The following is a 21,657-nucleotide window of genomic DNA, read 5'->3' as shown; positions in this document are numbered from 1 at the left end:
ACCCCGGGCCCCCGCCCACCCCGGCCCCGGGCCAGCGTTCCTCACCTGTACAGACACTGGTGGGCACCCCGTGGACGGATCCACGGGGTGCCCACCTGTCTCTGACCGGGCTCTCATCCTCGTGCCAGAAGAAGCCCTCGCCCTAGGGCCCGCGCTCTAGCAGGGCCCTCGCTCTAGAAGAAATGCTTGCGTCCACCGACCGCGCGACCGGTCGCGCCCAGGATCCACAGAATGGCGCCCACCAGGATCAGGATGCTGCCGATGGTGGTCAGCAGCCCCATACCGACAAGCAGGCCGATGATCAGCAGAATAAGTCCAAGAATGATCATTTTGAGTTCCCATCGTCAAGTCCGACTCGGACGCGGTACAACGGCCTGAGTGTTGCTCCTCGGCCGGAAGGTCCCGGCCGACTCAGAAGTCCAGCAGGACCTCGGTGCGATTGCTCTTGTGCCCGGCGATACGGACTCCACACATCCCATCGAAAATTCGTTCCCGAAGTGGCCGCTGGGGCGGAACCTGCCCGTCCGCCCGCGGCCTCGGGCCCGGGTCCGACCCTGTCCGTCTCAACCCCTTTGGCCCCGGGCGTGGTCTTGGTACCCACACGGCCCTTTCGCGACGAGTCCTGCGGGCGGGCCGGACCCGAGACGGCGTACAGGACCGCAAGGAGCACGCAATGGCTTTACGCAGGAGCACGAAGGTCTTCGGAGCGGGCATGGCGGCGGCCGCTCTGGCGGTGACCGCCTTCGCGGCGCCCGTCCAGGCGGCGGATCCGGGGCCCGCGGCGGGGACCGGGCATCGGGCAACGCAGCGCGCCATGGACGACGCCGTGGCGTCGGGCATCCCCGGCATCACGACGCAGGCGCGTGACGGCCGCGGCGTGTGGAAGGCCGCGTCGGGCGTGGGCGACAGGACGACGGGCGCGCCGCGCGGCAAGAACGACAAGTTCCGCGTGGGCAGCATCACCAAGTCGTTCGTGGCGACGGTCCTGCTCCAGATGGAGGCGGAGGGCAGACTCGACCTCGACGACAAGGTGGAGCGGCATCTGCCCGGCGTGGTGCGGGGCAACGGCAACGACGGCCGCCGGGTCCGCGTCCGGCAGCTGCTCAACCACACCAGCGGCCTGTTCGACTACCTCGCCGACGCGGAGTACCAGCGGACGTACCTGCTGGAGGGCTACCTGGAGCACCGCTACGACACCCTGCCGCCCAGGAAGCACGTACGGGTGGCGCTCGCCCACCAGCCCCTCTTCGAGCCGGGCGCCAAGCACTCGTACTCCAACACCAATTACGTCCTGGCCGGACTCATCGTCGAGAAGGTGGGTGGGCGGACGTACGAGGAAGAGGTCCGCGACCGCATCATCGGGCCGCTGGGGCTGAGGAACACCTCGAACCCCGGCAACAGCATTCGCCTGCCCCGGCCCAGCAGCCGCGGCTACGCGAAGCTGTTCGCGTCGGCGCCCGACCGGATCGACGACATCACCGAGATGAACGGGTCGCAGGGCTGGGCCGACGGCGACATCATCTCCACGGCGGGCGACCTGAACCGCTTCTACCGCGCCTTGCTGGGCGGCGAGTTGCTTCCGCCGAAGCAGCTGAGGGCGATGAAGACCACCGTGTCCGCGCCGGAGTCCCCCGGCGTGTCCTACGGCCTCGGGCTCACCCGGCTCAAGACGAGCTGCGGCACGACGCTGTGGGGGCACGGCGGAGGCATGGTGGGGTGGCTCTCCATGGCGCTGTCCACCGAGGACGGCCGCCACCAGCTGGCCTTCAACTACAACTCGGGCTGGGACACGGGGTTCAGGCGCAAGATCGTCGACGCCGAGTTCTGCGGCACGCCGTAGCGGCCGGGCCCTCCGGCCGACTCGACGGGCCGCCCCTCCGGCCGGCCTGGGCGCAGCAGGCCGGCCGGGTTCGGGGGCGGGGCGCGCCGTCACGCCCCTTACGCGCGCGGGTCAGTGGCCCCCCGCGTAAGGGTCAGTCGTCTCCCGGCATGCGGGTCAGTCGTCCAGCATGATGCGGTACCGGGTGACGCCGGGGTGAAGGGTGATCTCCGCCTGGCCCTCGGCCTCGCGGTACTTGCCCGTGCCGCCGGTGACCGCCGAGAGGCCGCTGTACGGCGTGGGGCCGGAGTGGTCGATGGTGTCGCTCAGGCTGATGCCGCCGTCGTCGGTCCGCAGCACCCGGTGGCACAGGGAGGCATAGCCGCGGTGGTCCGTGGCGACCACACTGCAGTGGGACGAGGCGTCGCCGATCTTCTTGCCGAGGTGCCCCTTGCGGTTGGTGTAGAGGTGGGAGTGGATGACCCAGTCGGTGCCGACGCGCAGGTGGTGAGGCCTGGTGTCCGACTGCTTGACGGACAGCCAGTCGAGCACCTTCACCTTCTCCTTGGGCTTGGCCACGGGGGCCGCCTGCGCGGTGGTGGTCAGCGCGGTGCCGGTGAGCATCGCGCAAGCGGCGGTGAGGACACCGGCGCGGAACAGCCGGGTGCGGGCAGGGGTGCGCGGCAAGGGAACCTCCAGGTGGCGAGGGAGCGGAACGAGCCCACATCAACGCCCCCGGGCCGCCCCGGGCAATGACCCGGCCGCACACCTCACCCGCGTGGCCGTGCGCCGTCACCCGTCGGCAGGCATCCGGCCGCGCCTTTCGAAGTCGACCGGCAGGGGTGACCCCGTGGCCCATCGCCCACCGCGACGCGCTCGGCATCGCGCTCGGCATCGCGCTCGGCATCGACAGAGCGTGGTTTCGCACCAAAGCCGACATACGGGCCCACAAGATCCCCTAAACCGGCGTTTCACCTGCTCATTCGATTACTGGCGAGTACGCGACGATCGCGTCGGGTGATGAAGGGCGCGGCATCTTACAGCCTGTAGCCGATTCCGCAATCTCGGAGCAGGGCCCCTTTTGGTCCGCTTCGTCCGTACATTCGATCCGCGTGAGGAGTCATGATCGAAAGCAGGCGGAAGATCCCGTTCCGGTGCACGGCGGGGGACGGACCCGGGTGAGGGGGCACGGTTCTCCTGGTGGGCCCGCCCGGCATGAACTGGGAAAACGCCGATGGCCCCGCCGTCGGCGGGGCCATCGGTGACGAGGAACATCGGGCACCCGAAGGGGGCCAACCCTCCGGGCAAATGCCCGATGATGCTGAGCGAAGGCCAGTCCAGGGCCCGTGTCCAGCACTGGATATGTAACCGAACTTGGTGGCTCCTTTTGCCGTATCCGGAGGGGTTCCGGGGGCGGACGCGCCCAAAGCCCTCCGCATACGGGTTTCCCGGCGGCGAACTAACCCTGCGAAAAACCGACAATTGGCCGTTTGGCGGTTTCCGTCCCACTTCGGTGATTGATCTTCAAATCCCTCTCGGGGGGCCTTAGTTGGGCACGTTGTCGGACTTCGGTATCGTCAGCGATTAACCGGTCGATGGAGCCTGTCACGGGTGCCGAAGCCCGGCCACCGCATGTAGAGCGAAGAACAGTCCAGCGGCATCCGGCACCCGTGCCGGGCTCGTCCTCCCTCCGGCATCAGCCACCGGAGGGAAGCCGGGCAGCAGCCGCAGTCCCCGTCCGTCCCAGTACCCGGGAGAACTGCTCGTGTCCGCCACGGCTCCGTTGGTCGCCCTCCTGGCGATCTTCCTGATCGTCTTCGCGACGATCGCCTTCGTCGTCCATCGCTTCCAGTCCCGGCCCGTCCGGGTCGCCGCCCTCGTCACCGCGCTCGCCACCCTGGTCGGGGCGCTGGTCCCGGTCACGCGCATCCTGCTGGAGCCCCCGCCCGAGCCCGAGACCGACCTGGTCCGGCTCGTCGTCCTGGTGGCGATCTTCCTGATCGTGTTCGCCACGATCGCCTTCGCCGTCGACCGGCTCAAGTCGACGCCGGCCCGCGTCGTCGCCGTCATCGTCGGCATCGGCACCCTCGTCGGGTCGATGGTGCCCATCACCAGGCTCCTGACCGAGCCCGTCGCGCCGCCCGTGGCCGTGCACGCCACGGCCGCCGCCGCGCGGACCGACCTCGGGGCGGGGCAGCCGTGAGCGACGCCCGCACCAGGAACGACGGGACCGGCGAGCGCACCACGGCCCGCTCGCCGCACCCCGCCCCGGCCTCGCTCGCCCTGCCCCGCCCGGCCCCGGCGTTCGAGGCGCCCGGCGCCGGCACGGTCGAGCCCCGCACCGCGCGTGCCCAACGCGTCCTGCAGCACTACTACTTGCAGCAGGGCCTCCCCCACGACGTGGCCGACGAGGTCGCCCGCTTCAGCACGCTCTACCGGCACCAGCGCTCCGCCGAGCCCGAGCCGCTGAACCCGCAGTACATCGAGTTCGTGCTGTTCGGCACGGTGCTCGTCAACGGGCGCATCTGGGGCGGCAATTACGTCCTCGGCAATCTCGACCTGTTCACCGACGTGCCGTCCGTCAGCAGGCTCGAACAGGTCCAGTTCCTGTCCGCCGCCCGCACGGTGCGCATCCCGCGCGGGGCGCTGCGCTCCATCGCGGTGCGCAATCTGCCGGTCGTCCGCATGATCCACCAGCGCCTGATGACCTACGTCCTGGAGGTGGAGGACATCTACGGCACGGACGCCTGCAAGCCGCTCCACCGCGTGGCCCGGCTCCTGTCCCACCTCGCCTACCAGCAGGACCTCGGTGCCGAGATCCTCTCGGGCGCCCTGGATCCCAACACCGTGACCGGCCCCACCCAGCGCGACTTCGCCAACGCCCTCGGCCTCGGCGTCTCCACCGTGGAGAAGTCCCTCAAGGAGCTGCGCGAGCACAAGATCCTCGCCGACTCCTCCACCGGGCGGACGAACCGCACCTACCGCATCCTCGACCCCGCCAAGCTCCGCGCGGTCGGCCTGGGCGCGAGCCTCCCGGGCATCGGGGGCGAGTAGGGGTCAACGGGCGGGCGACGGGCCGGAGTTCACCGACTCCGGCCCGCCGCGCGCTCCGGTCGGTCCTGGACCCGGCCCAGTACCTCGTCGGCCAGCTCACGCGGTGTCAGCCGGCCGTCCAGGAACACGGTGTCGCGGGGCAGGGTGGCGGTCGCGGCCGTGCACGCCCGGATCCTGTCCTTGCTCCAGCGCCGGACCTCTTCCTCCCGACCAGGGTCGTCGGGGAAGAAGACGCGCCCCTCGATCCGCTTCTCCAGCAGGTCCCGGGGGACGTCGAGGAAGAAGTGGTGGAGGGCGACGCCGGCGTCCTCCAGCGCGCCGAAGACCTCCTCGACGTAACGGGGGTCGACCAGCGTCATGGGGACCAGGACCGGGCGGCGGTACTCCTCGACCAGCCCGACCGCCATGGCGGCGACCTGCCGCCGCCACAACCGGAGGTCCTGGAAGTCGCCCGTCGGCACCTCCACGATCCCGCGCAGCACGAAGCCGATCATCTCCGGGTCGAAGACCAGCGCCTCGGGCCAGCGCGGCCGCAACTCCTCCACCAGGGTGGTCTTCCCGCTGCCGAACGCTCCGTTCACCCAGACGATCAACGCCGCTCTCCCCCCGCCGGTGCACACCGGTTCGCCTGCCGCAAGCGTCAGAGCGTAGCCCCCGGCCCCTGGCCGGCGTACTCCGGGTGCGTGCGCGGCCGGGTGGAGCCGGCGGTGAGTGGGCAGATGGGGGGTGTGGAAGATCGTATGAATGACCGGACGCCCGCTGCGGACCTGCCCCGTTTCGACGCCTCGGACCTGGCGCGCCTCGTCCCGATGCCCGCCGCGATCGATGCCCTGGAGGCGGCCCTCCTCGCCGGGCTCGACCCGGAGGCGGAGCCCGCGCGCGGGGTCGTGGACGTGCCCGGTGGCCAGCTGCTCCTGATGCCGTCGTCCACCGCCTCGTACACCGGCGTGAAGCTGGCCACCGTCACGCCCGCCAACCCCGGCCGGGGCCTGCCCCGCGTCCAGGGGCTGTACGTCCTCCTGGACGGCGCGACCCACGCCCCCGCGGCGCTGCTGGACGGCATCGCGCTGACCTCGCTGCGCACGCCCGCCGTGTCCGGGCTGGCGGTCCGGCATCTGGCGGCCCCCGACAGCCGCCGGCTCCTCGTCTTCGGTACGGGGCCGCAGGCGTGGGGCCATGTGACGGCGGTACGGGCGGTGCGGCCCTCGCTGGAGCACGTCGACGTGGTGGCCCGGAACCCCGAGCGGATGGCCGCCTTCGTGGCGCGCTGCCGGGCGGCGGGCCTCTCGGCGGCACCGGCGGACCCCGGGGCCGTGGCCCACGCGGACGTGGTCTGCTGCTGCACCACCGCGCGCGAACCCCTCTTCGACAGCGCCCTCCTGCCCGGCCACGCCACGGTCGTCGCGGTGGGCTCCCACGAGCCGGACGCCCGCGAGGTCGACGCCCGCCTGGTGGCCCGCGCCACGGTCGTCGCGGAATCCCACGAGGTGGCCCGCCGGGAGTGCGGCGACCTGGTGCTCGCGGCCGCGGAGGGCGCCTTCGACCTCGCGCACGTGCACACGCTGGCCGCCCTGGTGCGCGGCGATGTGCGGCCCGCCGACGGCCGCCCCCGGCTGTTCAAGTCGGCGGGGATGGCCTGGGAGGACCTGGCCGTGGCGGCGGCGGTGTACGAGGGGCGGGGCGGCCGGGGCTGAGAGGGCGGGGCCGGGACGGCCGGCGGCTCGCACGCCCGAGCGGGGTCAGGGGGTCGTCATCGACACCACGTAGACCATCGGGTGCTCGGGGTTGGCGCGGTCCACCACCACGTCGTGCGAAGGCGCCGGGTCCTTCTGCTCGTGGGTGAGGCCCGACCACGGGCCCGGGCCGGTGAACTCCCAGCCGACGACATTGCGGTCGCGCTTGCCGATGGCGAAGTCCTTCGGCTTGAGCTTGGTCTCGCTCGTGCCGATCTCCTTGAGGAACGTGGCCAGGCCCTCGTTGCTCGTGAGGAACTGGACGTACAGCCGGCTGGTGCGCCAGTTGTTCGTCTCGTAGTAGGCGACCTCCGCCGAGTACGGCGGGACCGGCACGTCGTACAGGCGGCGCTGCACCTTGGAGGGCCAGCCCTCGGTGAGGCCGGTCGCGGAGTACTTGTCCTCCTTGTCCCGGCCGCTGTTGCGGCTCTGGTTCGCGGAGATCACCAGATACCCGGCGGGGATGCCGATCAGCAGCACGATGATCGTCGCCGTCAGCCAGCGACGGCGGATCATGTGGCGGCGGTCCTCGGCCCTGCCCGCGTCGCGGCCCGGCTCGGGCGCGCCGGGGAGGTCCGGGGGCGAGGGCTGGCGGGGCACGGTCATCTACGGGGTTCCCTGCGAAGTGCGGTCGTCGGTGCGGCGGGCCTCGGCGTAGCGCTCGTAGCGTTCGTAGCGCTCGACGCGGCGGCGGTTGGCGCGGCGGAAGCGGCGGGCGACCAGGCGGGCCAGGTCGGCGGCGCCCACCATGCCGGCCTCGGGGCCGAGCTGGGCGCGGGCGATGCGGGCCTCGGGGCGGTAGCCGCGGCCCGTCAGATGGCGGCGGAAGGCGTCGCGGGCCGGGCCGATCAGCAGGTCGTCGGCGGCGCTGACACCGCCGCCGATCACGAAGCAGGAGGGGTCGAGGGCGGCGGCGAGGTTCGCGATGCCGACGCCGAGCCACTGGCCGATGTCCTGGAGCAGCTCGACGCACATCGCGTCGCCCTCGCGGGCCAGCTCGGTGATGAGGGGGCCCGTGATGTCCGGGACGTTGCCCTTGACGCGGTCGATGATGCCGTACGCCACCGGGGAGTCGGCGGCGGCCATCTCGCGGGCCTCGCGGACGAGCGCGTTGCCGGAGCTGTACTGCTCCCAGCAGCCGCGGTTGCCGCACGGGCAGCGGTGGCCCCCGGGGACGACCTGCATGTGCCCGAACTCGCCGGCGACACCGAACTTGCCGCGCTTGACCTGGCCGTCCTCCAGGATCGCGCCGCCGATGCCCGTACCGAGCGTGATCATGACGAGGTGGTCCTCGCCGCGGCCCGCGCCGAAGCGCCACTCCGCCCAGGCGGCGGTGTTGGCGTCGTTGTCGACCATCACGGGCACGGCGAGGCGGCCCGAGATCCGGTCGCGCAGCGGTTCGTTGCGCCAGGACAGGTGCGGGGCGAACAGGACGCGGTTGCGGTCCGCGTCGACCCAGCCGGCCGCGCCGATGCCGACCGCGTGCACGTCGTGCCGGTCGGAGAGGTCGAGGACCAGCTCGATGATGGTGTCCTCCACCACGCGGGGGCTCTTGGACTTGTCCGGGGTCTCCGTGCGGAGCGTCTCCAGGATGTTGCCGTCGGGGTCGACGACGCCCGCCATCACCTTCGTGCCGCCGATGTCGATGCCGACGGTGTTGACGCGGGGCGCCGTCAGATGGGATCGGCGCTCACGCGTGCCCACGGTCCGCAGGACGGTGGCTCGGGCGGAGCCGCGGTGCGCGAGGTCGCGGTAGGTGCTCATTGCGGCGATTCTGCCTCACGCCCGCGGGGGCGCGCACAACGGGCACCCCGGGTACGCCGGAGTGCCCCGCAGGGGCGCGGGGAACCGCGCGACCAGCCACGGCTGTGCCGCGGACGCGTCTGCGTGGTCACCCCGCAGGGCGACCGCGGCTTTTCGTGGGCTGAGCGCGCAGCTCCCCGCGCCCCTCTCGGGGCGCTTCCCCGGAGGGGCCTAGCCGCGTTCCAGTTCGTGGCGGAGGTCGTCCAGTTCGTTGCCGCCCGCCATCTGGCGGGTCAGTTCGTCCAGGGTGATCTCGTCGCGGGTGTAGGAGCCGGACATCGCGCCGCGCTTGAGGAGGACGAAGCGGTCGCCGACCAGGTAGGCGTGGTGCGGGTTGTGCGTGATCAGGACCACGCCGAGGCCCTGGTCCCGCGCCGCGGCCACGTATTTGAGGACGACGCCCGACTGCTTGACGCCGAGCGCCGCCGTCGGCTCGTCCAGGACGAGGACCTTCGCGCCGAAGTGGACGGCGCGGGCGATCGCCACGCACTGGCGCTCGCCGCCCGACAGCGTGCCGATCGGCTGGTCGACGTCGCGCAGGTCGATGCCCATGCGCAGCAGTTCCGCGCGCGTCGTGCGGCGCATGAGGTCCACGTCCATGCGCCGGAAGGGGCCGACGCCCTTCGTCGGCTCGGAGCCGAGGAAGAAGTTGCGCCAGACCGGCATCAGCGGGACCACGGCGAGGTCCTGGTAGACCGTGGCGATGCCCCGGTCCAGGGCCTCGCGCGGTGAGCCGAGGCGGGTGTCCTCGCCCTCGACGCGCAAGTCGCCCGCGTCGTGCTGGTGCAGCCCCGCGATGATCTTGATGAGGGTGGACTTGCCGGCGCCGTTGTCGCCGAGCACGCAGGAGATCTCCCCCGCGTGGACTTCGAGGGAGACCCCTTCGAGGGCGCGGATGTTGCCGTAGTACTTGCTGACGTCGTCGAGCTCGACGAGCGGGGTCCGCTCCGCCGTCGGCGCCGCGTCCGCCGTGGTCGTGTCCGTGGTCACTTCGTCGCCTCCGCGCGCTTGCGGACCCAGTGGTTGAGCAGCGTGGCCAGGAGCAGCATCACGCCGAGGAAGAACTTGAACCAGTCGGGGTTCCACTCGGCGAAGACGATGCCCTTGCTGACCATGCCGAAGATCAGCGCGCCGACGGCGGCGCCGACCGCGGAGCCGTATCCGCCGGTGATCAGGCATCCGCCGATCACGGCCGCGATGATGTAGATCAGCTCGTTGCCGACGCCCTCGCCGGACTGGACCACGTCGTAGCTGAACAGCAGGTGCTGGCCGGAGATCCAGGCGCCGAAGGCGACGCCCATGTAGAGGCCGATCTTGGTGGCCGCGACCGGGACGCCGACCGCGCGGGCCGCGTCCTCGCCGCCGCCCACCGCGAAGATCCAGTTGCCGACGCGGGTCCGCAGCAGGATCCAGGTGGCGAGGCCGATCAGGGCGAGCCACCACACGATGGTGATCTTGAAGTCGACGCCGCCGACGGAGATCGTGGAGGCGAAGACCTTCTTGGCGGAGGAGAAGCCCTCCATGTCCGCGATCGACTTGGTGGAGACCGTGCCGCTGATCAGCTTGGTGAACCCGAGGTTCATGCCGGTCAGCATCAGGAACGTGCCGAGCGTGATGATGAAGCTCGGCGGGTCGGTGCGGGTCAGCATGACGCCGTTGAAGACCCCGACGGCGAGGGTGGCGACGAGCGAGACGAGGACGCCGACCCAGATGTTGGCCGTCATCTGGTAGCTGAACATCGAGGAGATCAGCGCGGACGTCGTCACCAGGACGCCCGCCGACAGGTCGAACTCGCCGCCGATCATCAGGAGCGCCACCGGCACCGCCATGATGCCGAGGGTCGAGGCGGCGTACAGGACCGTGGCGAGGCTGTTGGTCTGCAGGAAGCTGTCCGCGACGATCGCGAAGAAGACGAAGACGGCGACGGCGCCGACGACCGAGCCGAGCTCGGGGCGGCCCAGCAGCTTCTTCAGCGGCGAGGTCTTCAGGAGGCGCTCGTCGCTCTTGGTGTCCGGGGCCGGTGCCGGGGCGGTGGCGGTCATCGGGTGCCCCGCTTCGCGTAGTCCTCGAGCTCGTCGGCCTGGTTCTTGGTGACGATCTGCGGGCCGGTCAGGACGGGCTTGCCGCCGCCGAGCACGTCGGCGTTGTACTTGTACAGCCACAGCAGGTCGACGGCCTGGTAGCCCTGGAGGTAGGGCTGCTGGTCGACGGCGAATCCGAGCGAGCCGGACTTCAGGCCGGCGGCGACCTTCTCGTTCAGGTCGAAGGTGTCGACCTCGGCCTTGCTGCCCGCGCCGTCCGCGGCCTGCACGGCGGCGTCCGCGAAGGGCGCGCCGAGCGTGACGACCGCGTCGATCGACTTGTCGGTCTGCAGGCGGGCCTCGATGGAGGACTGCACGTCGGGCATGTTGGTGCCGGTCACGTACAGGTTCTGCATCTTGCCCTCGAAGGTCTTCTTGGCACCCTCGCAGCGCTGCTCGTGGCCGACGTTGCCCTGCTCGTGCAGGATGCACAGCGCCTTCTTGCGGCCGCGCTTGTTCAGCTCCTCGCCGACGGCTTCGCCCGCGATCGTCTCGTCCTGGCCGATGTGGGTGAGCGCGCCGAACTTCTTGGACTCCGCGGAGCCGGAGTTCACGGTGATCACCGGGATGCCGGCCTTCTCCGCGCGGGCCAGGGCGCCCTTCATCGCGTCGGGCTTGGCCAGCGAGACGATGATCCCGTCGACCTTCTTGTCGATGTAGGAGTCCACCAGCTGGGCCTGCTGCTGGGCCTCGTCGTCGTGGGCGTACAGGAACTTGATGTTGTCCTTGACGGCGGCCTGCTCGGCGCCGCTCTGGACGATGTCCCAGAACGTGTCGCCGTCACCCGAGTGGGTCACCATGCCGAAGGTCCAGCGCGGTGTGTCCACCGCGGCCCTCCCGCCCGCCGCCGCTGCCTTGCGGGCGTCCTCGGCGCGCTTGCCGCCGGTGCTGCTGCACCCCGCGAGGGACACTCCGAGCGCCGCCACCAGCACGGCGCCCACCGCGCGTACCCCTGTCCGAACCCTTGTCACGACGCCGTGCCCTTCTTGTTTCTGCTTCCTCGGTGCGGCCGGTGGGGATACCCGACCCCGGCCGCCCAAGTATCGACCACACGGCTCGCGCGTGCGTTCATCGGGTACCGCGGGCGGTGTGCTTGGGGGAGTTCTAGCGGCGGCCGCTCGGCAGCGTCAATGGCTTTGTCAGAACATTCTGTCGAACGTGGACGACAGCGGACGGGACGACGTGCGGGCCCTACGGCCGTACGAGGAGCTGGAACTCGAAGGAGTACCGCGAGGCCCGGTAGACGTGCGCGCCGAACTCGACCGCGCGCCCCGTGTCGTCGTACGTCGTGCGCCGCATGGTGAGCAGCGGGGCGCCGACGGGCTCGGCGAGGCGCTCGGCCTCCTCGGCGGTGGCGGCGCGGGCGCCGACGGACTGGCGGGCGCTGTGCAGGGTCAGGCCGGTGGCGCGCATCAGGCGGTAGAGGCCGGTGGCCTCCAGGCGCTCGCTGCCGAGGTCGAGGAGACCGGACGGGAGGTGGTTGGTGAGATACGCCATGGGCTCGCCGTGGGCCAGGCGCAGCCGTTCGACGCGGTGCACCTCGTCGCCCTCGCCGACGCCGAGCGCGGCCGCGACCTCGGCGGAGGCGGGCTCGACGGTGTTGCGCAGGACGCGGGTCCCGGGGCGCTGGCCCGCCGCCTCCAGGTCGTCGTAGAGGCTGCTCAGCTCCAGGGGGCGCTTCACCTGGCTGTGCACGACCTGCGTGCCGACGCCCCGGCGCCGCACCAGCAGGCCCTTGTCCACGAGGGACTGGATGGCCTGGCGGACGGTGGGCCGGGACAGGCCGAGCCGCCCGGCCAGCTCGATCTCGTTGCCGAGCAGGCTGCCGGGGGTGAGGGCGCCGCGTTCGATCGCCGCCTCCAGCTGCTGGGCGAGCTGGAAGTAGAGCGGCACCGGGCTGCTGCGGTCGACGCCGAGCCTGAGGGTCAGGGCGGGGTCGGTGACCCACTTGTCCTGAGCTGGTTTGGCGACTGGTTTGGACACGGGCCGAGCGTAGTCCCGGTGGATGATGACGGGAAGTTCGGACGTTCTGTTGTCCGGACGATGTATTTGTCAGGACAAGGGATTGACAGGGCGGGCGGCCGTGGCGAGGGTGTGGCCATGCGTATCGGACTGGTCGGAACGGGCCGCATCGGCACATTTCACTCCGCGGCCCTGAGCCGGCATCCCGAGGTGACCTCGCTCGTCGTCGCCGACGCGGACCCCGTGCGCGCGGCCGGCCTCGCGGCGCGGACCGGTGCGGTGGCCGCCCCCTCCGTGGCGGACGTCTTCGCCGTCGGCGTGGACGCCGTGGTGATCACGGCGGCGACATCGGCGCACGCCGAGCTGATCGGCAGGGCGGCGCGCGCCGGGCTCCCGGTGTTCTGCGAGAAGCCCATCGCGCTCGGCCTGCCGGGCACGCTGGCCGCGCTCGCCGAGGTCGAGGCGGCGGGCACGGTGTTGCAGCTCGGCTTCCAGCGGCGCTTCGACGCGGGGTACGCGGCGGCGCGCGAGGCCGTGCGCTCGGGCCGGCTCGGGCGGCTGCACACCGTGCGGGCCCTCACCTCGGACCCGGCGCCGCCCCCGGCCGCGTATCTGCCGCTGTCCGGCGGGCTCTTCCGCGACTGCCTGGTCCACGACTTCGACGTCCTGCGGTGGGTGACGGGGCGCGAGGTCACCGAGGTGTACGCGACCGGTTCCGACGCGGGGCCCGCGATGTTCCGGGCGGCGGGTGACGTCGGCACCGCGGCGGCGGTCCTCACCCTCGACGACGGCACCCTCGCCACGGCGACGGCGACCCGGCTGAACGGCGCGGGTTATGACGTACGCATGGAACTGGCCGGGGAGAACGACCAGTTGGCGGTCGGCCTGGACGACCGCACGCCCCTGACCTCGGCGGAGCCGACGGGCCCGGCCGCGCCGCTCAAGCCCTGGCCCGGCTTCCTGGAGCGCTTCGCCCCCGCCTACGAGGCGGAGCTGGCCGCCTTCATCGAGGTCGTGCGCGGTCAGCGGGCGAACCCTTGCGACGGCCGCGAGGCGTTGCAGGCGCTGCGGATCGCCGAGGCGTGCGAACTGTCGCGGCGGGAGCGGCGGTTGGTGGACCTGGCCGAGGTCTCCGGGGGCTGAGACGCCCTGCGGGCCCCTCAGCCGCCCTGGTCCGGCAGACCCGCGTCCTGGTCCAGCAGACCGGCGTCATGCGCCAACAGGGCTATCTGCACCCGGTTGTTGAGGTCCAGTTTCGTCAGGATGCGGGACACGTGGGCCTTCACGGTGGCCACGCTCAGGAACAGCTGCGCCGCGATGTCCGCGTTGGAGCCGCCCCGGCCGACGGCGACGGCGACCTCCCGCTCGCGTTCGCCGAGCGCGTCGAGCCGGGCCAGCGCGCGGCGCCCGCGGTCGAGCCGGGGGTCGGCGTCCGTCACCCGCGCGATCAGCTGCCGGGCCACCGCCGGGGACAGGACCGGCTCGCCCGCGGCGACCGCGCGCACCGCGCCGACGATCTCCGCGGGCGGTGTGTCCTTCAGGACGAAGCCGGCGGCGCCCGCCCGCAGGGCCCGCAGGACCTGTTCGTCGGCGTGGAAGGTGGTGAGGACGATGACCTCGGGGGCGTCGGGGCGTCCGCGCAGCGCCTCCGTGGCGGCGAGGCCGTCCATCGTGGGCATGCGGATGTCCATCAGGACGACGTCGGGCCGCACCTGGCCGACCAGCGGGGCGACTTCGGTGCCGTCGCCCGCCTCGCCGACGATCTCGATGTCGTCGGCGCCGCCGAGCATGAAGGAGAGTCCGGCGCGCACCAGCGGGTCGTCGTCGACGAGCAGCAGCCTGATCGGTTTCATGGCGCCCACGGTAGCCAGGCCTCCAGGTGGAATCCGCCGTCGGGCCCGGGTCCGTGGACGAGGCGGCCGCCCGCGAGCTGGGCCCGTTCGGTGAGCCCGATCAGGCCCTGTCCGGAGCCCGGCACCTCGGGCACGTCGCCGGGCGGCGCCGGGTTGCGCACGGTCAGCGTCAGGCCTTCGCCGGGCGCGCCCGCGACGGTGACGGTGACCTCGGCGCCGGGGGCGTGCTTGCGGGCGTTGGTCAGGGCCTCCTGCGCGATGCGGTACGCGGTGCGGCCGAGGGCGCCGGGCACGCCCGCGGGGTCCCCGACGCGGCTGTCGAGGACGACCTTCATGCCCGCCTCGCGGGATTCGGCGACCAGCGCGTCCAGGGCGGCGAGCGTGGGCTGCGGGCGGCCCGGGGCGTCCGTGTCGCCGCCGCGCAGGACGCCGATCACCTGGCGCAGGTCCTGCAGCGCCTCGTGGGCGCTCTCCCGGATGACGCCCGCCGCGCGCGCGATCTCGGGGCGGGGCGCGTCGGGGCGGAACTCCAGGGCGCCGGCGTGGACGCTGAGCAGGGTGAGGCGGTGGGCGAGGACGTCGTGCATCTCGCGGGCGATGGCCTCGCGGGCGTGCCGTTGGGCCTGTTCGGCGCGCAGGGCGGCCTCGTTCTCGGCGCGGACGGCGCGCTCGCGCAGGCTGAGCAGCAGTTCGCGGCGGGAGCGCACGAACATGCCCCAGCCGATGACCGTCAGGGTGACGAGCACCCCGAAGGCGACCGCCACGGCGTACGGCAGCTCGACGTCGGGCCGTATCCAGCACGCGACGGGGATCACCGCGATCGAGGCCCCGCCGATCCACGCGACGTGGCGGAGGGGCCGGTGCACGGCGAGGGTGAAGAGGGCGACGGCCGTCGCGCCGCCCGCCGTCTCGGAGGCCATGCCGACCGGCACCATCACGAGGGCCAGGCCCACCGGCCAGCGCCTGCGCAGCCAGACCGCGGCGCAGGCGAGCGCCCCGAGGACCTGGTCGAGGTCCGCGACACCCTGGGAGACGTGGGGATTGGTGGTGATGGCGTCGGCGCCGAACATCCCGATGAGGACGGCCGCGCCGAAGCAGCCGAAGTCGGTGAACCAGTCGCGTACGGTCCGTCGCGGCCTGCGCGCCGCCCGCCCCGACCGCCCCGCCCGTCCCGGCCGCCCTGGCCGCTCGGCCCGGTCCGGGTGGAGCTTCTGGGCGAGGGCGGAGGGCAGCGCCCAGGCGCTTGTGGCCAGGAGTCCGGGCACGGCACGGGGTTCGGCGGGCTCGGGGCGCGCTGTGGGTTCGGTACCGCTCATGGTCGGCAAATCTACGCACGGGCGAGGACCCGGGGCGCGCTCCGTACGCGGTCGTCGACCGAAGTAGCGGGGGTCGCAGACTTTCGGACCGTACGCGGGCCAAATCCTCGCCCGGTGGCGGATGTGCGCGGCCAAGGTGCGGGGCGAGGATCTCCGGCATGAAGCGGCTACTGGAATTGTTCGGTTTCCTCCTGCTGGTCCAGGGCGCCGGCGGCGCGGTCCACGACCTCACCGACGAGCGGTACGGCTGGGGCCTGCTGCGGCGCCTCGGCTTCCTGGAGGGCTACGAGCTGTACGCGAGCATCGCGATGGTCGTGCTGGCGATCGCGCTGTTCGCCGCCGCGGAGAGCCAGAAGGAGGGCTGACCGCGCGCACACGCTCGTATCCGCTCGTCGCCGCTTGTTAGTAGCTGCCGTACTCCGGCCGCCCCGCGCGCTCGTACGTGCTAATGACGACGCCCTTGGACGTCGTGCGCGAGCGGGTGAGCCGGAAGGCGGCGGGCGGGAAGCCCTCGGTGAAGAGCCGCTTGCCGGTGCCGAGGACGACGGGGAACGTCAGCAGGTGCAGGGTGTCGATGAGGTCGTGGGCCAGCAGGGAGCGGGCGAGGTCGCCGCTGCCGTGCATCTGGAGTTCGCGGCCCGGCTGCTCCTTGAGCGCGGTGACGTCCTTGGCGAGGTCGTCGCGGCCGATGATCCGGGTGTGGGGCCAGTCGGCGCCGGTCAGCTTGGTGCTCGCGACGTACTTGGGCAGGGTGTTGAGCTTGGTCGCCACCACGTTGCCGGGGTCGGTCACGGCGGGCCAGTACCCGGCGAAGATGTCGTACGTCCCGCGTCCGAGGAGGAACCCGTCGGCCTGGGCGAAGACCTCCTCCACGAACGCGCCGAAGTCCTCGTCGCCGTAGGGCACCGACCAGCCGCCGTGCTCGAAGCCGCCGCTGCGGTCCTCGTCCGGGCCGCCGGGGGCCTGGAAGACCCCGTCCAGGGTGAGGAACTGGGTGAAGGTGAGCTTTATGGCGGACGCCTCTCCTTGGATGTGCCTGCACGCACTGTGCATGCGCCTTGATGTGCGGTGCTGTCCTCTACTCAGACCGTGCCACCGGCCCGAACTCATCGCCGCCCGACGGGCGCCTCGAAGATCGGCGTCCGTTTCCCGCCAGCCCCGGCCCACCCCACCGCGTTTCATTGAACCCGCAAGCACTTGCCGCCCTGATCGGCGGAAATCCCTGACGCCCACGGTGGCTCCCCCGCGGACCACGTGGGGCGCATACGCGGAAGAGGTACGGACATGTCCACTCCCACCCGGTTCACCGACCCCACCGGCACCGCCGCTCTCACCGGCAGGACGGCGCTGGTCACCGGCGGCAGCCGCGGCATGGGCGCGGCGATCGCGCTGCGCCTGGCGCGGGAGGGCGCGGACGTGGCGCTCACCTACGTCCACGGCGAGGCGGCGGCACACGAGGTCGTAACAAAGATCGAGGCCATGGGGCGCCGCGGCTTCGCCGTCCGGGCCGACGCGGCCGAGGCCGGGGACGCCGCCGGCGCCGTGGAGCGCGCGGCCGACGACCTGGGCCACCTGGACATCCTGGTGAACAACGCGGGCATCGGTGTCCTCGGCCCCATCGGCGACCTGACGCTCGCCGACGTGGACCGGGTCCTCGCGATCAACGTCCGCGGGGTGTTCCTGGCCTCGCAGGCCGCGGCCGGACGGCTGCGCGACGGCGGCCGGATCATCACCGTCGGCAGCTGCATCGCCCAGCGCGTGCCCGGCCCCGGCGCCACGCTGTACGCGACGAGCAAGGCGGCGCTGATCGGCCTCAACAAGGCGCTGGCCCGGGAGCTCGGCGGGCGCCGGATCACGGCGAACCTGGTGCAGCCCGGCCCGATCGACACGGACATGAACCCGGCGGGCGGCCCCTTCGCCGAGGGCCAGAGCGCCATGACGGCGCTCGGCCGCTTCGGCTCCGCCGACGAGGTGGCGTCCCTGGTCGCCTACCTCGCGGGGGACGAGGCCGCCTACGTCACCGGCACCGAGCTGTCGGTCGACGGCGGGCACGCCGCCTGACGCACGCCGGACATGAGTACGGGGCGCACCGGGGCTGTCCTCCCGGTGCGCCCCGCGTCGTGGGGGCGGGGTCAGCCGCCCAGCTCCTGGTGGCGGGCGGCCAGCCGGGCCGCGCCGTCCTCGGTCAGCGAACCGAACAGGCGCAGGCGGGAGATGCCGCCGTCGGGGAAGATGTCGACGCGTACGTGCGTGCCGACGACCGGGGTGTCCAGGACGAAGCGGTGGTTGGTGTCGGGCTGCAGGCGGGTGCGGGGCAGCGCCTCGGCCCACTCGCCGTCCTCCCCGTCGCGCACGGAGAGGGAGGCCCAGCCGGCCGAGTTGCCCTTGAGGTAGGCGGTGTCGATCTCGACGGCGCGGATCTCGGACTGCTGGACGAGCCGGTAGCGGATCCAGTCGTTGCCGCGGTCGCGGCGGCGGCGGGTCTCCCAGCCGTCGTCCATCTTGCGGGAGCGGCCCGGCTGGATGGTGTTGGTGGCCGGGGAGTAGAAGCGGTCGGAGGCGTCCTCGACCTGGCCGCCGTTCTCCAGGGCGACGACGTCGAAGGTGCCGAGCGCGGTGAGCCACTTCGGGTCGGCGGCGACCTCGCCGTAGACGCGCAGGCGGGCGATGCCGCCGTCCGGGTGCTGGTTGACGCGCAGGTGCGTGAAGCGCTGCTCGACGTCGACGGCGAAGCCGTTGGCGGCGTGTCCGCCGACGGGCGTACGCGGGACGAGCGTCGTCCACTTCACGTCGTCGCCGCACAGCTCCTCGGGCGTCGGGGAGCCCTCGACGCTGGTGGCCTCGACGGACACGGCCTGCGGGTAGTTGCCGCGGAAGTGGGCGGTGTCGACGACGATGCCGCGGATGACGCCGGGAGCGCCGAGGCGTACGAGCGCCCAGTCGTGGTCCTCGTCGGTGGGCCAGGGGTCCTCGCCGGAGACCCCGCGCCGGCGGCGGGTCTCCCAGCCGTCCATGACCTTGCCCTTGTGTCCGAAGTGCTCGGGGTCGAACACGGCGGGGTGCGCGAGCAGCAGGTTCTCGCGCATCGCGAAGAACTCGTCGTTGGCGGCGATCACACCGGCGCCGAGCTGCCGGTCGGCGAGGTTGGCGTACTGGGTGAAGGGGAAGTCGGCCGTGCGGTAGTCGGCGTAGGGCTCGCCGCCGCCGTAGGGGCTCGCGTCGCCGGTGTAGGAGGGTATCGCCGTCACTGTTTCAGTTGTTCCTTTCCAGAAGTCGGCCCGCGGGTTCGCTGAACTCGCCGCCGTGCAGGATGCGTTCGCCGCGCAGCCAGGTGGACTTCACGACGCCGCTGAGGGTCTTGCCCGCGTACGCCGTGACCCGGTTCCTGTGGTGCAGCTCCGCGGGGTCCACGGTGAAGGTCTCGTCGGGCGCGAGGACCGCGAAGTCGGCGTCGCGGCCGGCCTCGATGGCGCCCTTCTGGCCGAGTCCGGCCAGCTGTGCGGTGCGCGTGGACATCCAGCGCACCACGTCGTCGAGGGTGTGCCCCCGCTCGCGCGCCTCGGTCCAGACCGCGGACAGGCTCAGCTGGAGTCCGGAGATGCCGCCCCACGCGGTGGCGAAGTCCTCGGTCTTCAGGTCGGCGGTGGAGGGCGAGTGGTCGGTGACGACGCAATCGATGGTGCCGTCGGCCAGCGCCGCCCACAGCAGGTCCCGGTTGCCGGCCTCCCGGATGGGCGGGCAGCACTTGAACTCGCTGGCGCCGTCGGGGACTTCCTCGGCGGTCAGGGTCAGGTAGTGCGGGCAGGTCTCCACGGTCAGCCGGACGCCCTCGCGCTTGGCGGCGGCGATCAGCGGCAGCGCGTCCGAGGAGGACAGGTGCAGGACGTGCACGCGGGCGCCGATCCGCCGGGCGAGGGCGATGAGGCCCTCGATCGCGGTGTCCTCCGAGACCCGGGGCCGGGTCCGGAGGAAGTCGGCGTACTTGGGGCCGCTCGTGTGCGGGGCGGCGTCCAGCTCGTGCGGGTCCTCGGCGTGGACGATGAGGAGCCCGTCGAAGCCGGCGATCTCGGCCATGGAGGCGGCGAGCTGGTCCTGGTTCAGCTCGGGGAACTCCTCGACGCCCGAGGGCGACAGGAAGCACTTGAAGCCGTACACGCCGGCGTCGTGCAGGGGCTTGAGGTCCGCGACGTTGTCGGGCAGGGCGCCGCCCCAGAAGCCGACGTCGATGTGCGCCTTGGCGCGGGCGACGTCCTGCTTGGTCCGCAGGTTGTCGACCGTGGTGGTCGGCGGCAGGGAGTTGAGGGGCATGTCCACGAGGGTGGTGATGCCGCCCGCCGCCGCGGCGCGGGTGGCGGTCCAAAAGCCCTCCCACTCCGTGCGGCCGGGGTCGTTCACATGGACGTGGGTGTCGACCAGGCCGGGCAGCAGGACGTCGTCGCCGAAGTCTTCGAGCCGGGCCCCGCGCGGCACGGTGTCGTCGTACCCGCCGACGGACACGATCTTCCCGCCACGGACGGCGACCGAGGCGGCGCGCGTCCCTTCCGGGGTCACGACGCGGGTGGAGCGCAGCACCAGCTCCGTACCCGCATCGACGCCCGCGTCCACGTCCACGCCCTGTTCGGACACCCGTGTCCCCTCTCTTCTGTTCCGCTTCACAGACCTTTTGTTTCCGCTTAACGGAATTCAACGTTCTGTTGAAGGAGTTTTCACGCTCGACCGGGTGGCGTCAAGAGTGGACCCCGGGCAGCCGTCCGCCATGAGGCCGCGACTGGACGTTTCCACAAGGTGGAATTAGAATTCCACCTACCAGAACGTAGCTCCACACAGCCGCAGGTCGAGGCGCCCTGGGACAACCCCGCGAAGAACCGGGCAAAGTCCCCCCTGACCGGCGACGACGCCGCCACGCGCGAGAACCCCCGCGAAGAACTGCCCGGTAGGCTGCTTCCTTGCCCGCCAGCACCGAAAGGAACGCGCCGTGCCGACGTCAAGCGCCAACGACGCCCCTGCTGAAGTCGCCGCCCCGAAGACCCCCGCCGCGAGCGGCGGCGTCCAGTCGCTCGAGCGCGCCTTCGATCTGCTCGAACGGATGGCGGACGCCGGGGGCGAGGTCGGCCTCAGCGAGCTCTCCGCCAGCAGCGGCCTGCCCCTTCCCACGATCCACCGTCTGATGCGCACGCTGGTCGCCTGCGGGTACGTACGCCAGCAGGCCAACCGCCGCTACTCCCTCGGCCCGCGCCTGATCCGCCTCGGCGAATCGGCCTCGCGGCTGCTCGGCACGTGGGCCCGGCCCTACCTCGCCCGGCTCGTCGAGGAGACCGGCGAGACGGCCAACATGGCCCTGCTCGACGGCGACGAGATCGTGTACGTCGCACAGGTGCCGTCCAAGCACTCCATGCGCATGTTCACCGAGGTCGGCCGGCGGGTCCTGCCGCACTCCACGGGCGTCGGCAAGGCGCTGCTCGCGCACACGCCGCCGGAGGAGGTCCGGGCGCTGCTCGCCCGCACCGGGATGCCCGCGGCCACCGAGAAGACGATCACCACGCCCGAGGGGTTCCTCGCCGCGCTCGAAGAGGTCCGCCGGGCCGGGTACGCCGTCGACGACAACGAACAGGAGATCGGCGTCCGGTGCCTGGCCGTGCCGGTGCCCAACTCGCCCACGGCGGCGGCGATCTCCATCTCCGGGCCCGCCGGGCGGGTCACGGAGGCGGCCACGGAGCGGATCGTGCCGGTGTTGCAGCAGGTGGCGGTGGAGCTTTCGTCGGCGTTGGTCAGTGCGGGGGCTGGCTCCTGAGCCTTGACTGACCTGGCTCCTGAGCCTGGGGCGGGGGCTGGGGGCCCTGTCCGCTTCGCGGTGGGTGGGTTGCTGTTCGGCCGGCCCTCTCGGTCGGATGATCCGCCGCTTCGCGGCGGTCGTGGGGGGGGGGGCCCCCCCCCCCCCCCCGGGGGGGGGGGGGGGGGCGGGGGGGGTGGGGGGGGGGGGGGGCGGCCGGGGGTAGGGGGGGAGTTGGGTGTGTGGGGGGGGGGGATAGAAAGAAA

Annotated in this window: 22 protein-coding genes; 8 read left to right on the top strand and 14 right to left on the bottom strand. The window is 72.2% G+C overall.

All coding sequences use genetic code 11. The features are described 5' to 3' along the window. Positions 1–173: 173 nt before the first annotated feature. Positions 174–329: a hypothetical protein gene (locus ABZ385_RS33025; protein ID WP_358587022.1), complete on the bottom strand. Its 156-nt coding sequence runs from the start codon at positions 327–329 to the stop codon at positions 174–176. A gap of 344 nt (positions 330–673) precedes the next feature. Here ABZ385_RS33025 and ABZ385_RS33020 point away from each other — a divergent pair, with 344 nt between their 5' ends. After that, positions 674–1,840, top strand: a complete 1,167-nt coding sequence (locus ABZ385_RS33020; protein ID WP_358914179.1) for a serine hydrolase domain-containing protein — start codon at positions 674–676, stop codon at positions 1,838–1,840. A 156-nt stretch (positions 1,841–1,996) separates the two neighbouring features. Here the strand turns inward: ABZ385_RS33020 and ABZ385_RS33015 are convergent, their stop codons facing one another. Beyond that, positions 1,997–2,506: a hypothetical protein gene (locus ABZ385_RS33015; RefSeq protein WP_358914178.1), complete on the bottom strand. Its 510-nt coding sequence runs from the start codon at positions 2,504–2,506 to the stop codon at positions 1,997–1,999. A 1,078-nt stretch (positions 2,507–3,584) separates the two neighbouring features. On the opposite strand from ABZ385_RS33015, the gene ABZ385_RS33010 reads away from it, so the two are divergent. Together ABZ385_RS33010 and ABZ385_RS33005 are read left to right on the top strand one after the other, a co-directional pair. Continuing rightward, positions 3,585–4,022 carry a hypothetical protein gene (locus ABZ385_RS33010; RefSeq protein ID WP_358914177.1) on the top strand — a complete coding sequence of 146 codons (438 nt, stop codon included), beginning with the start codon at positions 3,585–3,587 and terminating at the stop codon, positions 4,020–4,022. After that, positions 4,019–4,873, top strand: a complete 855-nt coding sequence (locus ABZ385_RS33005) for a helix-turn-helix domain-containing protein (RefSeq protein ID WP_358587013.1) — start codon at positions 4,019–4,021, stop codon at positions 4,871–4,873. The genes ABZ385_RS33010 and ABZ385_RS33005 overlap by 4 nt, the downstream gene beginning before the upstream one ends. Positions 4,874–4,902: 29 nt before the next feature. Here the strand turns inward: ABZ385_RS33005 and ABZ385_RS33000 are convergent, their stop codons facing one another. Beyond that, positions 4,903–5,466 (bottom strand): AAA family ATPase, encoded by a 564-nt coding sequence (locus ABZ385_RS33000; protein ID WP_358914176.1) that lies wholly within the window; start codon positions 5,464–5,466, stop codon positions 4,903–4,905. Positions 5,467–5,613: 147 nt separating this feature from the next. On the opposite strand from ABZ385_RS33000, the gene ABZ385_RS32995 reads away from it, so the two are divergent. Continuing rightward, positions 5,614–6,567 carry an ornithine cyclodeaminase family protein gene (locus ABZ385_RS32995; RefSeq protein WP_358914175.1) on the top strand — a complete coding sequence of 318 codons (954 nt, stop codon included), beginning with the start codon at positions 5,614–5,616 and terminating at the stop codon, positions 6,565–6,567. A 45-nt stretch (positions 6,568–6,612) separates the two neighbouring features. On the opposite strand, the gene ABZ385_RS32990 is transcribed toward ABZ385_RS32995, so the two are convergent. The 6 genes from ABZ385_RS32990 to ABZ385_RS32965 form a co-directional block, all read right to left on the bottom strand. Continuing rightward, on the bottom strand, positions 6,613–7,212 hold the full coding sequence (locus tag ABZ385_RS32990) for a sugar kinase (RefSeq protein WP_358914174.1): 600 nt from the start codon (positions 7,210–7,212) through the stop codon (positions 6,613–6,615). Then, positions 7,213–8,370, bottom strand: coding sequence for an ROK family glucokinase (locus ABZ385_RS32985; protein WP_358587006.1), 1,158 nt, complete (start codon positions 8,368–8,370; stop codon positions 7,213–7,215). Positions 8,371–8,580: 210 nt separating this feature from the next. Next, positions 8,581–9,399 carry an ATP-binding cassette domain-containing protein gene (locus ABZ385_RS32980; protein WP_358914173.1) on the bottom strand — a complete coding sequence of 273 codons (819 nt, stop codon included), beginning with the start codon at positions 9,397–9,399 and terminating at the stop codon, positions 8,581–8,583. Beyond that, positions 9,396–10,451 (bottom strand): ABC transporter permease, encoded by a 1,056-nt coding sequence (locus ABZ385_RS32975; RefSeq protein ID WP_358914172.1) that lies wholly within the window; start codon positions 10,449–10,451, stop codon positions 9,396–9,398. Before ABZ385_RS32975 ends, ABZ385_RS32980 begins: the two co-directional genes overlap by 4 nt. Further along, positions 10,448–11,431 carry a sugar ABC transporter substrate-binding protein gene (locus ABZ385_RS32970; protein ID WP_358586998.1) on the bottom strand — a complete coding sequence of 328 codons (984 nt, stop codon included), beginning with the start codon at positions 11,429–11,431 and terminating at the stop codon, positions 10,448–10,450. The genes ABZ385_RS32975 and ABZ385_RS32970 overlap by 4 nt, the downstream gene beginning before the upstream one ends. Positions 11,432–11,681: 250 nt before the next feature. Then, positions 11,682–12,419 carry a GntR family transcriptional regulator gene (locus ABZ385_RS32965; RefSeq protein ID WP_358587024.1) on the bottom strand — a complete coding sequence of 246 codons (738 nt, stop codon included), beginning with the start codon at positions 12,417–12,419 and terminating at the stop codon, positions 11,682–11,684. Positions 12,420–12,590: 171 nt separating this feature from the next. Here ABZ385_RS32965 and ABZ385_RS32960 point away from each other — a divergent pair, with 171 nt between their 5' ends. Next, positions 12,591–13,595 carry a Gfo/Idh/MocA family oxidoreductase gene (locus tag ABZ385_RS32960; RefSeq protein ID WP_358914171.1) on the top strand — a complete coding sequence of 335 codons (1,005 nt, stop codon included), beginning with the start codon at positions 12,591–12,593 and terminating at the stop codon, positions 13,593–13,595. 17 nt (positions 13,596–13,612) lie between these two features. On the opposite strand, the gene ABZ385_RS32955 is transcribed toward ABZ385_RS32960, so the two are convergent. Both ABZ385_RS32955 and ABZ385_RS32950 read right to left on the bottom strand, forming a co-directional pair. After that, the gene (locus ABZ385_RS32955) at positions 13,613–14,305 is read right to left on the bottom strand and encodes a response regulator transcription factor (RefSeq protein WP_358914170.1); all 693 of its coding nucleotides are present in this window, start codon (positions 14,303–14,305) and stop codon (positions 13,613–13,615) included. Continuing rightward, the gene (locus tag ABZ385_RS32950) at positions 14,302–15,621 is read right to left on the bottom strand and encodes a sensor histidine kinase (RefSeq protein ID WP_358914169.1); all 1,320 of its coding nucleotides are present in this window, start codon (positions 15,619–15,621) and stop codon (positions 14,302–14,304) included. Before ABZ385_RS32950 ends, ABZ385_RS32955 begins: the two co-directional genes overlap by 4 nt. Before the next feature lie 158 nt (positions 15,622–15,779). Between ABZ385_RS32950 and ABZ385_RS32945 the strand changes: the two genes are divergently transcribed. After that, complete coding sequence (locus ABZ385_RS32945; protein WP_358586992.1) at positions 15,780–15,986, top strand: hypothetical protein; 207 nt, start codon at positions 15,780–15,782, stop codon at positions 15,984–15,986. A 37-nt stretch (positions 15,987–16,023) separates the two neighbouring features. Here the strand turns inward: ABZ385_RS32945 and ABZ385_RS32940 are convergent, their stop codons facing one another. Continuing rightward, complete coding sequence (locus ABZ385_RS32940) at positions 16,024–16,674, bottom strand: dihydrofolate reductase family protein (protein ID WP_358914168.1); 651 nt, start codon at positions 16,672–16,674, stop codon at positions 16,024–16,026. A gap of 231 nt (positions 16,675–16,905) precedes the next feature. Here ABZ385_RS32940 and ABZ385_RS32935 point away from each other — a divergent pair, with 231 nt between their 5' ends. Beyond that, entirely contained in the window at positions 16,906–17,682 is a 777-nt protein-coding gene (locus tag ABZ385_RS32935; protein ID WP_358914167.1) for an SDR family oxidoreductase, read from the top strand. 71 nt (positions 17,683–17,753) lie between these two features. Here ABZ385_RS32935 and alc read toward each other — a convergent pair whose 3' ends face one another. Together alc and allB are read right to left on the bottom strand one after the other, a co-directional pair. Beyond that, complete coding sequence (gene alc, locus ABZ385_RS32930; protein ID WP_358586986.1) at positions 17,754–18,869, bottom strand: allantoicase; 1,116 nt, start codon at positions 18,867–18,869, stop codon at positions 17,754–17,756. 4 nt (positions 18,870–18,873) lie between these two features. Then, on the bottom strand, positions 18,874–20,247 hold the full coding sequence (gene allB, locus ABZ385_RS32925) for an allantoinase AllB (protein ID WP_358586984.1): 1,374 nt from the start codon (positions 20,245–20,247) through the stop codon (positions 18,874–18,876). 349 nt (positions 20,248–20,596) lie between these two features. On the opposite strand from allB, the gene ABZ385_RS32920 reads away from it, so the two are divergent. Continuing rightward, positions 20,597–21,412 carry an IclR family transcriptional regulator gene (locus ABZ385_RS32920; RefSeq protein ID WP_358586982.1) on the top strand — a complete coding sequence of 272 codons (816 nt, stop codon included), beginning with the start codon at positions 20,597–20,599 and terminating at the stop codon, positions 21,410–21,412. The last annotated feature ends 245 nt before the right edge of the window (positions 21,413–21,657 follow it).

Source organism: Streptomyces sp. NPDC005898 (genome assembly GCF_040629635.1).
GTDB lineage: Bacteria > Actinomycetota > Actinomycetes > Streptomycetales > Streptomycetaceae > Streptomyces.
The sequence above is the reverse complement of the archived record's forward strand: the minus strand, read 5'-3'. Positions and strand labels throughout refer to the sequence as shown.

What these genes read in the sequence shown, in the direction of transcription:
- ABZ385_RS32935 (WP_358914167.1), top strand. Translation starts at nt 16,906, where the DNA reads ATGTCCACTCCCACCCGGTTCACCGACCCCACCGGCACCGCCGCTCTC.
- ABZ385_RS32960 (WP_358914171.1), top strand. Translation starts at nt 12,591, where the DNA reads ATGCGTATCGGACTGGTCGGAACGGGCCGCATCGGCACATTTCACTCC.
- ABZ385_RS32990 (WP_358914174.1), bottom strand. Translation starts at nt 7,212, where the DNA reads ATGACCGTGCCCCGCCAGCCCTCGCCCCCGGACCTCCCCGGCGCGCCC.
- ABZ385_RS32975 (WP_358914172.1), bottom strand. Translation starts at nt 10,451, where the DNA reads ATGACCGCCACCGCCCCGGCACCGGCCCCGGACACCAAGAGCGACGAG.
- ABZ385_RS33025 (WP_358587022.1), bottom strand. Translation starts at nt 329, where the DNA reads ATGATCATTCTTGGACTTATTCTGCTGATCATCGGCCTGCTTGTCGGT.
- ABZ385_RS32950 (WP_358914169.1), bottom strand. Translation starts at nt 15,621, where the DNA reads ATGAGCGGTACCGAACCCACAGCGCGCCCCGAGCCCGCCGAACCCCGT.
- ABZ385_RS32940 (WP_358914168.1), bottom strand. Translation starts at nt 16,674, where the DNA reads ATGCACAGTGCGTGCAGGCACATCCAAGGAGAGGCGTCCGCCATAAAG.
- ABZ385_RS32955 (WP_358914170.1), bottom strand. Translation starts at nt 14,305, where the DNA reads ATGAAACCGATCAGGCTGCTGCTCGTCGACGACGACCCGCTGGTGCGC.
- ABZ385_RS32945 (WP_358586992.1), top strand. Translation starts at nt 15,780, where the DNA reads ATGAAGCGGCTACTGGAATTGTTCGGTTTCCTCCTGCTGGTCCAGGGC.
- ABZ385_RS32985 (WP_358587006.1), bottom strand. Translation starts at nt 8,370, where the DNA reads ATGAGCACCTACCGCGACCTCGCGCACCGCGGCTCCGCCCGAGCCACC.
- ABZ385_RS33020 (WP_358914179.1), top strand. Translation starts at nt 674, where the DNA reads ATGGCTTTACGCAGGAGCACGAAGGTCTTCGGAGCGGGCATGGCGGCG.
- ABZ385_RS32995 (WP_358914175.1), top strand. Translation starts at nt 5,614, where the DNA reads ATGAATGACCGGACGCCCGCTGCGGACCTGCCCCGTTTCGACGCCTCG.